This window comes from Gordonia sp. PP30 (genome assembly GCF_023100845.1).
Classification (GTDB): Bacteria; Actinomycetota; Actinomycetes; order Mycobacteriales; family Mycobacteriaceae; genus Gordonia.
In genome coordinates, this window is the sequence record NZ_CP095864.1 from 88,372 (window position 1) to 104,101 (window position 15,730).

Below are 15,730 nucleotides of genomic sequence, written 5' to 3' on the forward strand. Positions count from 1 at the left end.
AAGTAGCACTGCGCTCGATGATTTGTTCACCGAGCGGGCCAGCAACGAAGCTGATCTCCCCGGCAGCGCACTCGCGCTGATTCTTCCGGGACTTCTCCAGTACGTATGAGTGCGCAGCGTGGCGTACGGAGTAGGCAGATCCATGATGCACTTGCCGGGGCCCGTCGGGCTCTACGACCCGATCAACGAGCACGATGCGTGCGGCGTTGCCTTCGTCGTCGACATGTATGGACGACGCAGCCGCGACATCGTCGAGAAGGCCATCACCGCGCTGGTCAACCTCGAACACCGCGGTGCGGCCGGTGCCGAGCCGAACACCGGTGACGGCGCCGGGATCATGATTCAGGTCCCGGATCGCTTCCTGCGCGAGGTGGTCGACTTCGAGCTGCCCGCCGAGGGCGACTACGCCACCGGTATCGCGTTCCTCCCGCAGTCGGCGAGCGACGTGACCGAGGCGATCGACGGCATCGAGAAGATCATCGCCGATCAGGGCCTCGAGCTGCTCGGCTGGCGCGAGGTGCCGGTCGACGACGCCTCGCTCGGCGCGCTCTCCCGCGACGCCATGCCGACCTTCCGCCAGGTGTTCATCGGCGGCGCGTCGGGCATGGACCTGGAGCGGCAGGCGTACGTGGTCCGCAAGCGCATCCAGTACGAGCTCGGCAACAAGGGCGCCGGCCAGGACGGCCCCGGCCGCGAGACCGCGTACTTCCCGAGCCTGTCGGGCCAGACCATGGTCTACAAGGGCATGCTGACCACCCCGCAGCTGCGCGACTTCTACCTCGACCTGCAGGATGAGCGCGTGGAGAGCGCTCTCGGCCTGGTCCACTCGCGCTTCTCCACCAACACCTTCCCGTCGTGGCCGCTGGCCCACCCGTTCCGGCGGGTCGCCCACAACGGCGAGATCAACACGGTCACCGGCAACGAGAACTGGATGCGCGCACGTGAGGCGCTCATCGACACGGGTGCCTTCGGGGCCGGTGCCGCCGAGAAGATCTTCCCGGTGTGCACCCCGGGCGCGTCGGACACGGCCCGCTTCGACGAGGTGCTGGAACTGCTGCACCTCGGTGGCCGCAGCCTGCCGCACGCCGTGCTGATGATGATTCCGGAGGCGTGGGAGCGCCACGAGGACATGAAGCCCGAGCACCGCGCCTTCTTCGAGTACCACTCGGCGCTCATGGAGGCCTGGGACGGCCCGGCCTCGGTCTGCTTCACCGACGGCAGCTACGTCGGCGCCGTGCTCGACCGCAACGGTCTGCGGCCGTCGCGCATCTGGGTCACGAAGGACGGCCTGGTCGTGCTGGGTTCGGAGGTCGGCGTGCTCGACATCGACCCGGCCGACGTGGTCTCCCGCCAGCGCCTTCAGCCGGGCAAGATGTTCCTGGTCGACACCAAGCAGGGCCGCATCGTCGACGACGAGGAGGTCAAGGACTACCTCGCGGGCGAGCACCCGTACCAGCAGTGGCTCGACGAGAACCAGGTCCGCCTGGAGGAGCTGCCCAAGCGCCCGCACGTGCACATGAACCACGCGCGCGTCGCCCACCGGCAGCAGCTCTTCGGCTACACCAACGAGGACCTGCGCCTGCTGGTGGAGCCGATGGCGGCCAGCGGCGCCGAGGCGATCGGCTCGATGGGCACCGATACCCCGATCGCGGTGCTGTCGGCCCGTTCGCGCATGCTGTTCGACTACTTCCAGCAGCTCTTCGCCCAGGTCACCAACCCGCCGCTCGACGCGATCCGGGAGGAGATCGTCACCAGCATCGGTCACCGGCTGGGCAGCGAGGGCGACCTGCTGCACCCGACCCCGGAGTCGGCCAAGCAGATCGTGCTGCGTCAGCCGATCCTCGACAACGACGAGCTGGCCCAGCTGGTGGACATCGACGGCGAGGCCAGCGGCTTCCCGTCGGTGCACATCCACGGCCTGTACCCGGTCGCCGAGGGCGGCGCCGGCCTGCGCAAGGCGCTCGACGACGTCCGCGCCAAGGCGTCGGCCGCCATCGCGGACGGTGCGCAGATCATCGTCCTGTCCGACCGTGAGTCCGACGAGAACCTGGCACCGATCCCGTCGCTGCTGCTGACTGCGGCCGTGCACCACCACTTGGTGCGCGAGCGGACGCGGACCCGCGCCTCGATCGTCGTCGAATCCGGCGACGCCCGCGAGGTGCACCACATGGCGCTGCTGATCGGTTTCGGCGCGGCGGCGATCAACCCGTACATGGCCTTCGAGTCGATCGAGGACATGATCAACTCGGGTGCCATCACCAGCCCGGCCGACTTCGCCAAGGCACGCGCCAACTACATCAAGGCCGCCGGCAAGGGCGTGCTCAAGGTGATGAGCAAGATGGGCATCTCGACGGTCCCGTCGTACAACGGCGCCCAGTTGTTCCAGGCCATCGGCCTGAGCCAGGAACTGGTCGACGAGTTCTTCACCGGCCTGCGCAGCCAGCTCGACGGCATCGGGCTCGACGAGCTCGCCGACGAGGTGGCCGCCCGGCACGCCCTCGCCTTCAGCGAGCGGCCGTCCGAGCGCGCGCACCGCGAACTCGAGGTCGGCGGCGAGTACCAGTGGCGGCGCGAGGGGGAGTACCACCTCTTCAACCCGGAGACCGTCTTCAAGCTGCAGCACTCCACGCGCACCGGGCAGTACTCGGTGTTCAAGGAGTACACCAAGCTGGTCGACGACCAGTCGGCGCGGATCGGCACCCTCCGCGGTCTGTTCGACTTCAACTTCGGCGACCGGGATCCGATCCCGCTCGACAAGGTGGAGCCGGCCAGCGAGATCGTCAAGCGGTTCTCGACCGGCGCGATGAGCTACGGCTCGATCTCCGCCGAGGCGCACGAGACCCTCGCCATCGCGATGAACCGTCTCGGTGGCAAGAGCAACTCGGGTGAGGGCGGCGAGGATCCGCGGCGCTTCAGCCACGACGAGAACGGTGACTGGCGGCGCAGTGCCATCAAGCAGGTGGCGTCGGGCCGGTTCGGTGTCACCAGCAACTACCTGACCAACTGCACGGACATCCAGATCAAGATGGCGCAGGGTGCCAAGCCCGGCGAGGGTGGCCAGCTGCCGCCGCACAAGGTGTACCCGTGGGTCGCCGAGGTCCGCGGCTCGACGCCCGGCGTCGGCCTGATCTCGCCGCCGCCGCACCACGACATCTACTCGATCGAGGATCTGGCGCAGCTGATCCACGACCTGAAGAACGCGAACCCGACCGCTCGGATTCACGTGAAACTCGTCTCCGAGCTCGGTGTCGGCACCGTCGCCGCGGGCGTCTCGAAGGCGCACGCGGACGTCGTGCTGATCTCCGGCTTCGACGGCGGCACCGGTGCCAGCCCGTTGACCTCGCTCAAGCACGCCGGCGCCCCGTGGGAGATCGGCCTGGCCGAGACCCAGCAGACGCTGCTGCTCAACGGTCTGCGCGACCGGATCGTCGTGCAGGTCGACGGTCAGCTCAAGACCGGCCGCGACGTGATGATCGCCGCGCTGCTCGGCGGTGAGGAGTTCGGTTTCGCGACCGCGCCGCTGGTCGTCTCGGGCTGCATCATGATGCGCGTCTGCCACCTCGACACCTGCCCGGTGGGCGTCGCGACGCAGAACCCGCTGCTGCGCGAGCGCTTCACCGGCAAGCCGGAGTTCGTCGAGAACTTCATGCTCTACATCGCCGAGGAGGTGCGCGAGCTGCTGGCGCGCCTGGGCTTCCGCACGCTGCAGGAGGCCGTCGGGCACGTCGAGGCGCTCGACACGTCCAAGGCCATCGCGCACTGGAAGGACGCCAAGGCCGGCAAGCTCGACCTGACGCCGATCCTGACCATGCCGGAGTCGCCGTTCATGAACCAGGACCTGTACTGCTCCGGCAAGCAGGATCACGGGCTCGAGAAGGCGCTCGACAACGAGCTGATCGAGAAGGCGCGGCCGGCCATCGAGTCGGGCACCCGCGTGTTCATCGAGTCGCCGATCACCAACGTCAACCGCACGGTCGGCACCATGCTCGGCCACGAGGTGACCAAGGTGTACGGCGCGGAGGGGCTGCCGGACGGCACCATCTCCATCGCGCTCACCGGCTCGGCGGGCAACAGCTTCGGCGCCTTCGTGCCGCGCGGCATCACGATGCGCCTGACCGGCGACGCCAACGACTTCGTCGGCAAGGGCCTGTCGGGCGGCAAGATCGTCGTCGCGCCGTCGGTCGACGCGCCCGCGGGCTTCGTCGCCGAGGAGAACATCATCGCCGGCAACGTGATCGGCTTCGGCGGCACCGCGGGCAAGATCTTCCTCCGCGGCGTCGCGGGCGAGCGGTTCTGCGTGCGCAACTCGGGCGTGCAGGCCGTCGTCGAGGGCGTCGGTGACCACGGTTGCGAGTACATGACCGGTGGCCGGGTGATCGTCCTGGGCAAGACCGGCCGCAACTTCGCGGCAGGCATGTCCGGCGGCGTCGCCTACGTCTTCGACAAGGACGGCACGTTCGAGCAGAACCTGAACACCGAACTCGTCGACCTCGAGACGCTCGACGACGATGACCTGAAGTACCTGCAGGACATGCTCACCGAGCATCGGGACGAGACGCGGTCGCCGGTGGCGGCCAAGATCCTCGGTAACTGGGCGGTGGCCCAGACCAAGTTCGTGAAGGTGATGCCTCGCGACTACAAGAGAGTGCTTGACGCCATCGACGTCGCCGAGCGCACCGGACGAGATGTGAACGAAGCGATCATGGAGGCGGCTCGTGGCTGATCCGAGAGGTTTTCTCAAGAATACGGAGCGAGAGACGCCCACCCGGCGTCCCGTCGAACTGCGGCTGCTGGACTACAAAGAGGTCTACAACAAGTTCGACCGCGGCACCCTGCAGACGCAGGCCAGCCGTTGCATGGACTGCGGAATCCCGTTCTGCCACAACGGTTGTCCGCTGGGCAACCTGATCCCCGAGTGGAACGACCTGGTCTACAAGGGACGGTGGGACGCCGGCATCGATCGCCTGCACGCCACCAACAACTTCCCCGAGTTCACCGGGCGACTGTGCCCGGCGCCGTGCGAGGCGTCGTGCGTGCTCGGCATCAACCAGCCCGCCGTGACCATCAAGCAGGTCGAGGTGGAGCTGGTCGAGAAGGCGTTCGAGGACGACGACGTGACCCCGGTGATGCCGTCGGAGTACACCGGCAAGTCCGTCGCCGTGATCGGTTCGGGCCCGGCCGGCCTGGCTGCCGCCCAGCAGCTGACCCGCGCGGGACACTCGGTGACCGTCTTCGAGCGGGCCGACCGGATCGGCGGCCTGCTGCGCTACGGCATCCCCGAGTTCAAGATGGAGAAGCACATCATCGACCGTCGGCTGGCGCAGATGGAGGCCGAGGGCACCGTCTTCCGCACCGGGGTGAACGTCGGCGTCGACGTCACCGTCGACGAGCTCCGTGCCCAGTTCGACGCCGTCGTGCTGGCCAACGGCTCCACGATCGGCCGTGACCTGCCGATCCCGGGCCGCGAGCTGAACGGCATCCACCAGGCGATGGAGTACCTGCCGCAGTCCAACCGCTTCGCGGTGGGCGACGAGGTCCCCGGCCAGATCCGCGCCGACGGCAAGAAGGTCGTCATCATCGGTGGCGGCGACACCGGCGCCGACTGCCTCGGCACCGCGCTGCGGCAGGGCGCGGAGATCGTGCACCAGTTCGAGATCATGCCGCGCCCGCCGGCCGAGCGTGCCGAGGTGACGCCGTGGCCGCTGTACCCGCTGATGTACCGCGTGTCGTCGGCGCACGAGGAGGGCGGCGAACGCGTCTTCAGCGTCAACACCGAGCAGTTCGTCGGTGAGAACGGTCAGGTGACCGGCCTCAAGGCGCACGAGGTGAAGATGGTGAACGGGCGCTTCGAGAAGGTCGAGGGCTCGGACTTCGAGCTGGAGTGCGACCTGGTCCTGCTGGCGATGGGCTTCGTCGGCCCGGAGCGCGGCGACCTGCTCGACAAGCTCGGTGTTTCCTATGACCCGCGCGGCAACGTCGCGCGTGACGCACACTTCGCGGCCAACGGCGTCCCCGGAGTGTTCGTCGCCGGTGACGCCGGCCGCGGCCAGTCGCTGATCGTGTGGGCCATCGCGGAGGGCCGCTCGGCCGCCGCCGCGGTCGACGCGTACCTGACGGTGTCGACGGAGCTGCCGGCCCCGATCGAGCCGACCACGGTGGCCCAGCGGTAGGTCGTAGCAGCGGATCGTCACAGAAGCAGCGCTCGCGAGCGCTGCTTCTGTGCATCTGCGCTGCTACTGCTCTCCAGAGCGGCTGGCGCCGAGGTCGTTGAGACGTCGCTCACTGCGACTCGGGGTAACGTCTCGCGCCCCGCCGCCGACATACTCGGCGAGGCCGGAAGCCGGCCGTGTCCCGATCCTGCCGGAGGTCTGCATGCACGCCGCATTCCCGTCCGACCGCGGCCGTCGCCGCGGCGGCCGCACCGCCGCGCGCACCTTCTGGGGCCGCGTGCGCGCCCCGCGTCCGCTCGCCGCCGAGCACGAGCGCCTGGTCACGACGGAGGAGTTCCGCCGTCTCCGTCGCGCCGGCTGAGTTCAGCTCCCGGCAGCCAGGGACTTGACCCGGACCTCGATCCCGCCGAGTTCGACGACGTCTCCGTCGCGGAGCTGACGCCCGCGCCGGATCTCGGTCTCGCCGTTCACCGTCACCAGCTCGTCGCCCAGCACCGCCTTGGCGTCCGCGCCGGTCTCGATCAGATTCGCCAGCTTCAGAAACTGGCCCAGCCGGATGCTCTCGTCCCGGATCGTGACATCGTCCACACCGGTCATTGTGCCGCACGGATAAACGACGCGTACCGGACGCGTGGCCGCCGTTCTCAGTCTGCCCTCATCGACCTGCGGGTTAGATGGGGCCATCATGACCAATTCAGTGCGGACCGAGCAGGACAGTCGGCGGGCGACGGCGAACCGCCGTTCACTGGCCGGGCTCGCGCGTATCGCTTCCCCAGACGGCTTCGGCCGTCGCCTGCCGCAACGCACCGCGACAGTGGTCGGTCTGCTCGCGCTCATCGGGCTGATCTCGGCGCTGGTGCCGCCGTTCCGCCACTGGATCGCGGTGCCGCGCGCGTTCGTGGACCACTACCTGTTCCCGCTGCCGAGCACCAGCCTGGCGTGGGTCGTGGTGCTCGGCCTGCTCGCGGTGTCGTTGTCGCTGCGCAAACGGATCGCCTGGGCGGTGACCACCGGAATCGTGGCGGTGATGGCGGTCTCGAATCTGGAAGACCTGCTGCTGGCCTCCGCGCGGCGGCACGAGAGCCCGCCGAAGCTGGGTGTCGGGCTGGCGGTGACCAGCGTGTGCCTGGTGATCCTAGTGCTCGGCTACGCGCAGTTCCCGACCCGGGTGCGGCGCGGCGCGCTGCGCAGCTCCCTGGCGGTGCTGGCCGTCGGGCTGGTGGCCGGGACGCTGCTCGGCTGGGGGCTGGTCGCCCTGGCGCCGGGCAGCGTCGAACGCGGCCGGTATCTGGCCTATTCGTTCGACCACGTGGTGGCCTTCGCGTCGATCGAGGCGCGGCCGCTGCTGGAACACCACGCGCCCGGCTGGGTCACCTGGCTGCTCGGCCTGTTCGGCGCGCTGGCGCTGATCGCCGCGGCGTTCGTGCTGTTCCGGTCCCAGCGCCTGGCATCGCTCATCACCCCCGACGACGAACGGCTGATCCGCGCGCTGTTGCGCACGTACGGCGAGGACGACTCGCTCGGCTACTTCTCCACCCGCCGGGACAAGGCCGCCGTCTTCTCGCCCGACGGCCGCGCGGTGATCACCTATCGCGTCGAGGTGGCGACCTGCATGGCCGGCGGCGACCCGATCGGCGACCCCGACGCCTGGCCCGATGCGATCGCCGAGTTCATCGCGCTCTGCGAGACCTACGGGTGGCGGCCCGCGGTGCTCGGCGCCAGTGTCCGCGGGGCACGCGCCTACGAGGCGGCGGGCATGCGGAGCCTCAACATCGGTGACGAGGCCGTGGTGCACCCCGACGACTTCGCGCTCTCGCGGCCGGAGTTCAAGGCCGTGCGCGGCGCGGCCAGTCGTATCCGCAACCTGGGCATCACCGTCCGTATCCGCCGGATGGCGGAACTGCCGGACAGCGAACTCGACGCGCTGACCGCACGTGCCGATGCCTGGCGCGACGGTGAGACCGAGCGCGGCTTCGCGATGGCCCTCGGCCGCCTGGGCGACCGCGCCGACGACGACACCCTGATCGTCGAGGCGGTCGGCGACGACGGCCGCGAGATCGGTCTGCTGACCTTCGTCCCCTGGGGACGTTCCGGGGCCTCGCTCGACGTGATGCGCCGGGAGCGGAGCGGTCCCAACGGGGTGGTCGAGGCGATGGTGAGCGCGCTGGCGACCGAGGCCGACGAGGTCGGTGTCACCCGTATCTCGCTGAACTTCGCGGCGTTCCGCGGCATCTTCTCGCAGCATGAGGAAGTCGGCGCCGGCCCGGTGGTGCACCTGCTCTACCGGGTGCTGTCGCTGAGTTCGCGCTACTTCCAGATCGAGTCGCTGTACCGGTCCAACGCGAAGTATCAGCCCGAATGGGTGCCGCGCTTCCTGTGCTTCGGCGGTGGCCGGTCGATCCTGCGGGTCGGGGCGGCCGCGCTGATCACCGAGGGATTCATCCCCTCGATGTCGCCGCCGCCGCGTAACGCGGGCGCGTCGTCGATCCCGGTGGGCGTCGACGTCGACGCGCTGATCGCGGACCTCGATCGCGCCGCGCGCGCGGTGTCGGCGGCGCAGCCGCGGCGCGCCGGTCAGGTGCGGGTGCGTCTGGAGAAGCTGGAGCGGCTGCGGGCCGAGGGCGTTGATCCGTATCCGACGGCCCAGTCGCCGACGCATACGGCCGCCGCTGCGCGGGAGGCCGACCCGGGGACCCCGGTGACGGTGGCCGGGCGGATCGTCGCCCTGCGCGATCTCGGCGGCGTGGTGTTCGCCGGGCTGCGCGATCAGTCGGGCACGGTGCAGCTGCTGGTGGAGCCGTCGTCGCTCGACGGCCCCGATTTCGCCGGGAGTCTGGACCTCGGTGACCTGGTCGAGGCGTCCGGCACGATGGGCGTCAGCCGCTCCGGCGAGGTGTCGGTGCTGGTCACGGCATGGCGCTTGAACGGCAAATGCCTGCACCCGCTGCCCGACAAGTGGCGCGGCCTGACCGACGCCGACATGGCGCTGCGGCGCCGCTATCTGGCGCTGGCGACCGATCGGGACAGTCGTGATCTGCTGGTCGCCCGCAGCAAGGTGGTCAAGGCGTTGCGCGACACGCTCTGCGATGACGGCTACATCGAGGTCGAGACGCCGATCCTGCAGCAGGTGCACGGCGGCGCCAACGCGAGCCCGTTCCGCACGCACATCAACGCCTACCACCTGGACCTGTATCTGCGGATCGCCCCCGAGCTGTACCTGAAGCGGCTGTGCGTCGGCGGGATGGAGCGGGTCTTCGAGATCGGCCGGAACTTCCGCAACGAGGGCGTCGACCAGAGTCACAATCCGGAGTTCACCAGCCTGGAAGCCTATGCGGCGCACGGGGATTACCTCTCGATGATGGATCTGACCCGGGAGCTGATCTGTGCCGCGGCGACCGCGGTGTACGGCGAACCGGTGCTGGTCTCGCCGGGTGAATCGGGCACGCGCGTCGACCTCTCCGGACGCTGGCCCGTGGTCTCGGTGTACGACGCCGTCTCGGTGGCGGTCGGCCGCACCGTCGGCCCGGGCACCGGGGCCGGTGCGCTGCGGGAGATCTGCCGGGAACGCGGTGTCGCGTACCGGCCGGGCTGGGATGCGGGCGAACTGGTCCAGGAACTGTATGAGCAGTTCGTGGAGTCGTCGACCACCTTCCCGACCTTCTATCTCGACTTCCCGGCCTCCACGTCGCCGCTCACCCGGAGCCGCGATGACGACCCGCGTCTCGCGCAGCGCTGGGACCTGGTCGCCTGGGGGATGGAACTCGGCACCGCGTATTCCGAGCTCACCGACCCGCTGGAACAGCGGCGGCGGCTCACCGAGCAGTCGCTCCGCGCCGCCGGCGGGGACCGCGAGGCGATGGAACTCGACGAGGACTTCCTCACCGCCCTCGAATACGCGATGCCGCCCACCGGCGGCCTCGGCCTCGGTGTCGACCGGCTCGTGATGCTGCTGACCGGCCGCCCGATCCGCGACGTCCTGACCTTCCCGCTGGTGAAGCCCCGCTGAATCACATGCGGGGGGAGGTCGCGCCGACACCGTCCGGTTCTTCGGTCGCCGACCGACAAAGGGGACACTCTCGCGACCGGCCTCGACGGCCTGGCGTCGCGCCGTGGCGACGGACGGCGTGACGTCTGTTACCGCGGGGTACGGACACCTGCTCCGGCGGCATAGACTGGCGGACTATGACCGTGCCTGAATTCACACCCACCGCTGACCTGGTCGACGAGATCGGTCCCGATGTCCGCAGCTGCGACACCCAGTTCACCCAGTACGGCGGGCGCCGCGAGTTCGCCGGCGTGGTGACCACGGTCCGCTGCTTCCAGGACAACGCGCTGCTGAAGTCCATCCTGTCCGAGGACAATCCGGGCGGGGTGCTGGTGATCGACGGCGAGGGCTCGGTGCACACGGCGCTGGTCGGCGACCTCATCGCCGAGCTCGGCCGCAGCCACGGCTGGGCCGGGATCGTGGCGATCGGCGCGATCCGGGACGCCAAGACCATCGGCGGCATGGAGATCGGCGTCAAGGCCCTCGGCACCAACCCGCGCAAGTCCACCAAGACCGGTGCCGGTGAGCGCGACGTCCCGATCGAGCTGGGCGGCATCGTGATCGAGCCCGGCGACCACCTGTTCTCCGACGACGACGGCATCGTCGTCGTGACCCCCGAAGCCTGACCCCGCCTGCCTCCACCCTCCCAGGAGTTCCCATGCCGAAGCCCACTTCCGCCTACTTCGAGCGGCTCGCCGCGCTGGCCGCGATCGATGACCCGGCCGCTCGCCCCACCAAGCCCGTCCTGGAGGCCTACAGCGCCACCGAGATGGCGACCATCCCGGTCGGCGACGCCGACGACCTCACGCGCGCCGTCGAGCGCGCCCGCGCCGCGCAGCCCGCGTGGGCCGCGCGCAAGCCGGCCGAGCGCGCCAAGGTGCTCAACGCCTTCTCCGAGCTGGTGCACAGCCGCGCCGACGAGCTGATGGACGTCGCGCAGGCGGAGACCGGCAAGGCGCGCATCTACGCGCAGGAGGAGGTGCTCGACGTCGCCCTCACCGCGCGCTACTACGCCACGCACGGACCCAAGATGCTGGCCGACCGCAAGGCCGCGGGCATGATCCCCGGCGCCACCGACGTGCGCGTCCGCTACCAGCCGAAGGGTGTCGTGGGTGTCATCAGCCCGTGGAACTACCCGCTGACGCTGGCCGTGTCCGACGCCGTCGCCGCCCTCATCGCCGGCAACGCCGTGGTCATCAAGCCGGACAGCAACACCCCGTACTGTGCGCTCGCGCTGGCCGAGCTGCTGTACGAGGCCGGGCTGCCGCGCGAGCTGTACGCCGTGGTCCCCGGTCCGGGTTCGGTGGTCGGGCAGGCGATCGTCGAGCAAACCGACTACGTCATGTTCACCGGCTCCTCGGCCACCGGCGCCACCCTCGCTCAGCAGGCAGGCAAGCGTCTGATCGGCTTCTCCGCCGAGCTCGGCGGCAAGAACCCGCTGATCATCACCGCCGATGCCGACGTCGACCATGCCGTCGCGGGTGCCGCCCGCGCGTGCTTCTCCAACTCGGGCCAGCTGTGCATCTCGATCGAGCGCATCTACGTCGAGAAGGCGATCGCCGACGAGTTCTCCCGCAAGTTCGCCGAATTCGTGGAGAACATGAAGCTCGACGGTACCTACGACCTGGCGCCCGACATGGGCTCGCTCGCCTCGGCCGCCCAGGTGGAGACCATCGAGGCGCACGTCGCCGACGCCGTCGCCAAGGGCGCCACCGTGCTGGCCGGCGGCCGCAAGCGCGCCGACCTCGGCCCGCTGTTCTACGCGCCCACCGTCCTCACCGGCGTGACCGATGAGATGGAGTGCTTCCGCAACGAGACCTTCGGGCCGCTGGTGTCGATCTACCCGGTGGACTCCGTCGAGGAGGCGATCGAGCGCGCGAACGACACCGAGTACGGCCTCAACGCCAGCGTCTTCGCCGGGAACGCCGCGCAGGCGCAGAAGATCGCCGAGCAGCTGCGGGCGGGCACCGTCAACATCAACGAGGGCTACGCCGCCGCGTGGGGCTCCACCGCCGCGCCGATGGGCGGCATGGGCATCTCGGGTGTGGGCCGCCGTCACGGTGAGGAGGGTCTACTCAAGTACACCGAGCCGCAGACCATCGCCGCGCAGCGCTTCATGGGCCTGGACGGTATGCCCGGCGTGCCGCGTGACGTCTTCCTCAAGCTGACGCCGCTGGCGATCCGCACGCTGAAGTACCTGCCCGGCCGGTAAGCCGAAAGATCAAGAGCGGCCCCACCTTTCGCGGTGGGGCCGCTCTTGTCGTACGGGGTGCCGATCAGGAACGACGACGGCGGGCGCGCCGGCGCAGCAGCAGGATCACCGCGAGGAGCGCGCCGAGGCCGGCGGCGACCATCGCCGGGCTCACCCGGTCCCCGGGCAGCTGGGTCGGCGCGGTGCGGCGCAACTGGGCGAACAGGTCGCGGGCGGCGTCGGCCTGGGCGACGGTGTCGTCGTGCGGCGACGGGGTGGCGGTGGTCGTCGCGGACTCGTCGTCGCCCGGCACGTCGGCGGCCGCCGGTGCGGCTTCGAGCGCGGGCGCCGGGTCGGCCGCCGACAGTGCGGGCCGCTCGGCGGGCGCCTCGATGGCCGGGGTGGCCTCGGCGGCCGGCGGTGCCTGCGACGGTGCCGGGATCGCGTCCGCGGGTGCCGGGAGCTCGGCGGCCGGTGCGGCGTCGAGGGCGGCGAGCAGCTCGGCCTTCTTCATCGTCGAGTAGCCGTGCAGGCCGCGGGCCTTCGCTTCGGCGCGCAGTTCGGCGACCGTGTGGTCGCGGTGCGCGGACGGGGCGTCGGCGGACGGGGCATCGTCGGTGGGCAGGACGGGGTCGGTGTCGGCCATCGTCGGGGCAGTCTCCTTCGGCGGTGTCACGCGGGGTGAACGTTGAGTCGGGCGAGCAGGTCGTTGTCGATCGCGGTCAGCTCGTTGCTGATCGCCCGCTGCGCGGCGCGGCGCTGGGCCGGCGGCATGGTGTCGGCGGCGTCGGTCGCGACGACCAGATTGTCCAGACGCCCGCGCATGGCGGTCACGAAGTCCTTGCCCTCGGCGGTGCTCTCCCGCTCGGCGACCTGGTCGGCGGAGTTCTGCGCGGCGGCGATGCGGGCGCGCAGTGCGGCGTTCGGGCCGCCGTACTGGGTCAGCAGACCGGCCGGGACACCGGCGCGTCGTGCCTGCACCGCGGTGACCTGCTCTCGTGCGGCGATCGCGCCGCGGTACAGGATCGGTCCGGCGATGGGCGCGAGCATCTTGGCGACGGTCAGGTAGCGCTTCACCCGCGCCGGCCCGAACAGTGCCGCCTTCTCGGCCGCTTTCGCCTGTGCCTGGGCGGTCTTCGCCTCGGCGGCATGCGCCTTCTGGGTGGCCTTCGAGGTGGTCTTCGCGGTCTTGCGCTCGGCCTTCTGCGCCTTCTTGTGGAACTTGTGCTTCTCGCGCAGCGCCTTGCGATGCCGCTTGGTCTCCTCGTGCGAGTGCACCTTGGCCTCGAGGCGCACTCGCGTCTTGAGGGCCTTCTCCTCGGCCTTGCGGATCTTGGCCTCGGCCTTGCGCTCGACGCGACGAGCCTTGCGGGACGACAAGAAACCCATGGTGTCCTTTCCGCGGGACGACCGGCGTGGCCGTGACTGTAACCAGTTTTGCATAGTGTCGTAGGGGGATGAGACTGTGGCGCAGCACCGCCACACGGCGGTGATCGGCGACGAGAGGCAGGCAGCGGGTGGGTGCAGCGATTCTCGGCGCGCGCGACTTGTCCGGTTGCGAGCATCGACTGGCGCTGGATTCCGCCTTGGCGTCCGACGCCCGGGCGACGCCGATCGGCGAGACCCCCGAGGCGCTGCGCCGGATCGAGGCCGCGCAGGAGCATCGTCGCGCCGTGCTCGACACGCTGCGCGCACTGCAGGCCGAGCGGGGCACGAGCGTCGTCTCGATCGATCCGGACCTGCCGCACCGTGAGCGCGCGGCGGCGACGCTCGCCGCGTGCGAGGCCGGTGCCGACTGGATCTTCTCCGCCGCGCTGCCCGTCGACGCCGCCGCGGGTCGTCGCGGGCACGCCGAGGCCTTGATCCGGCACGGGGCCGGGTACGTGCCGCTCATCGTCGTCAACCACCGGGTGACCAATCCGGCCAAGCCCGACCGCGACCCGGCCGAGCCGGCCGCGCTGTGCACCAGCGGGCTCGGCGAGTGGCGGCCCGAACCCGATCCGTCGCGTGCCTCGCGCCGCAACCGGCGCGACACGCTGCGCCTGGCTCAGCTGGCCGCGATGCTCGACGGCCTGGGTCTGGCGGCCGCGCCGGATCGCGCGGATTGGGCCGGCGGGGTGATCGGGGTCGATGCCGACTGCATCCTGATGGTGCCGCTGGGCGCCGTGATGCCCGAGTACGACGACATCTTCGCCCGGCGCCGCGCGGTGGCCGACGGACTGGTGCGGACGGTGCCCCGCCGGATCAACGAGTGCCGCAGCTGCGAATGGTGGCCGGACTGCGAGGCCGAACTGGTGGCGCGGGACGACGTGAGCCTGGTGGTCGGCGGCACCGGCACCGCGGCGCTGCTCGACGCGGGGATCAGCACCGTCACGCAGTTGTCGGCGTACCGGGGAGATCCGCCCGAGGAGTGGCCGGGCAACATGAACTTCCTCGATGTGGTGGTCGCCGCGAACTGCCGGCGCCGTGAGGTGCCGCTGGTCCGCCGGCTGGACCGGCCGCGGGTGCGGCGCGCCGATGTCGAGGTGGACGTCGACATGGAGAGCTACGGCGAGCGCGGCGCCTACCTGTGGGGCACGCTGCTCACCGACAACGTCGACGGCGAGCCGGTGCTCTACCGGCCCTTCGTCACCTGGGATCCGCTGCCCACCGACGACGAGGGCCACGCCTTCGGGCGCTTCTGGTCGTGGCTGATGGAACGGCGGCGGCTGGCCCACGAGGCGGGCAAGACCTTCGCGGCGTACTGCTACTCGCAGCAGGCGGAGAACCGGTGGCTGCGCGCGAGCGCCGACCGCTTCGGATCGATCCCCGGGGTTCCGGCCCGCGAGGAGGTCGATGCCTTCATCTCCTCGCCCGAGTGGGTGGACGTCTACGAGGCCGTCAACAAGAACTTCATCTGCCCGAACGGCAAGGGGCTCAAGCGGATCGCGCCGGTCGCCGGTTTCGGCTGGCGCGACGACGAGGCGAGCGGCGAGGCCTCCATGGAGTGGTACGCCGCCGCGGTCGGCCTCGGCGGGGGACCGATGGACCTGACCCAGCGCGACCGCCTGCTTCGCTACAACGAGGACGACGTGCAGGCCACCAAGGTGCTGCGCGAGTGGCTCAGCTCCGAGCAGATCCTCCGCCTCCCCACGGTCGACGACCTCCTCGCCTGACGGGGGCTTGGCGGGTCCTGAGCATGTGCGGCGGAGCCTGCGACGACGCGCGGTCGAAGGGCCGACCCGGTCTCGCCCTTGCGGGCTCGACCGGTGGTTCCTGAGCGAAGTCGAAGGGCTCGGCCGACGGCCATATCGGCCCGTGTCTGGCCCTGCGCGGTCGAAGGGT

The 15,730-nt window shown here is 70.3% G+C and carries 10 protein-coding genes; 7 read left to right on the forward strand and 3 right to left on the reverse strand.

The features are described 5' to 3' along the window. Window positions 1–142: 142 nt before the first annotated feature. The 3 genes from gltB (at window position 143) to MYK68_RS00465 (ending at window position 6,531) form a co-directional block, all read left to right on the forward strand. Window positions 143–4,723 carry a glutamate synthase large subunit gene (gene gltB, locus MYK68_RS00455; protein ID WP_247865674.1) on the forward strand — a complete coding sequence of 1,527 codons (4,581 nt, stop codon included), beginning with the start codon at window positions 143–145 and terminating at the stop codon, window positions 4,721–4,723. Continuing rightward, entirely contained in the window at window positions 4,716–6,170 is a 1,455-nt protein-coding gene (locus MYK68_RS00460) for a glutamate synthase subunit beta (protein ID WP_247865675.1), read from the forward strand. The genes gltB and MYK68_RS00460 overlap by 8 nt, the downstream gene beginning before the upstream one ends. A 202-nt stretch (window positions 6,171–6,372) precedes the next feature. After that, on the forward strand, window positions 6,373–6,531 hold the full coding sequence (locus MYK68_RS00465) for a hypothetical protein (RefSeq protein WP_247865676.1): 159 nt from the start codon (window positions 6,373–6,375) through the stop codon (window positions 6,529–6,531). A gap of 2 nt (window positions 6,532–6,533) precedes the next feature. On the opposite strand, the gene MYK68_RS00470 is transcribed toward MYK68_RS00465, so the two are convergent. Further along, the gene (locus MYK68_RS00470; protein WP_247865677.1) at window positions 6,534–6,767 is read right to left on the reverse strand and encodes an RNA-binding S4 domain-containing protein; all 234 of its coding nucleotides are present in this window, start codon (window positions 6,765–6,767) and stop codon (window positions 6,534–6,536) included. Between the two features lie 88 nt (window positions 6,768–6,855). Between MYK68_RS00470 and lysX the strand changes: the two genes are divergently transcribed. The 3 genes from lysX (at window position 6,856) to MYK68_RS00485 (ending at window position 12,427) form a co-directional block, all read left to right on the forward strand. Next, window positions 6,856–10,176, forward strand: coding sequence for a bifunctional lysylphosphatidylglycerol synthetase/lysine--tRNA ligase LysX (gene lysX / locus MYK68_RS00475; RefSeq protein ID WP_247865678.1), 3,321 nt, complete (start codon window positions 6,856–6,858; stop codon window positions 10,174–10,176). Window positions 10,177–10,352: 176 nt separating this feature from the next. Next, on the forward strand, window positions 10,353–10,841 hold the full coding sequence (gene rraA, locus MYK68_RS00480) for a ribonuclease E activity regulator RraA (RefSeq protein ID WP_247865679.1): 489 nt from the start codon (window positions 10,353–10,355) through the stop codon (window positions 10,839–10,841). A gap of 32 nt (window positions 10,842–10,873) precedes the next feature. Next, window positions 10,874–12,427 (forward strand): succinic semialdehyde dehydrogenase, encoded by a 1,554-nt coding sequence (locus MYK68_RS00485; RefSeq protein ID WP_247865680.1) that lies wholly within the window; start codon window positions 10,874–10,876, stop codon window positions 12,425–12,427. 64 nt (window positions 12,428–12,491) lie between these two features. Here MYK68_RS00485 and MYK68_RS00490 read toward each other — a convergent pair whose 3' ends face one another. After that, on the reverse strand, window positions 12,492–13,052 hold the full coding sequence (locus MYK68_RS00490; RefSeq protein ID WP_247865681.1) for a Rho termination factor N-terminal domain-containing protein: 561 nt from the start codon (window positions 13,050–13,052) through the stop codon (window positions 12,492–12,494). Between the two features lie 26 nt (window positions 13,053–13,078). Further along, window positions 13,079–13,795, reverse strand: a complete 717-nt coding sequence (locus MYK68_RS00495) for a DUF6474 family protein (RefSeq protein WP_247865682.1) — start codon at window positions 13,793–13,795, stop codon at window positions 13,079–13,081. A gap of 128 nt (window positions 13,796–13,923) precedes the next feature. Here MYK68_RS00495 and MYK68_RS00500 point away from each other — a divergent pair, with 128 nt between their 5' ends. Beyond that, window positions 13,924–15,561: a TM0106 family RecB-like putative nuclease gene (locus tag MYK68_RS00500; RefSeq protein WP_247865683.1), complete on the forward strand. Its 1,638-nt coding sequence runs from the start codon at window positions 13,924–13,926 to the stop codon at window positions 15,559–15,561. The last annotated feature ends 169 nt before the right edge of the window (window positions 15,562–15,730 follow it).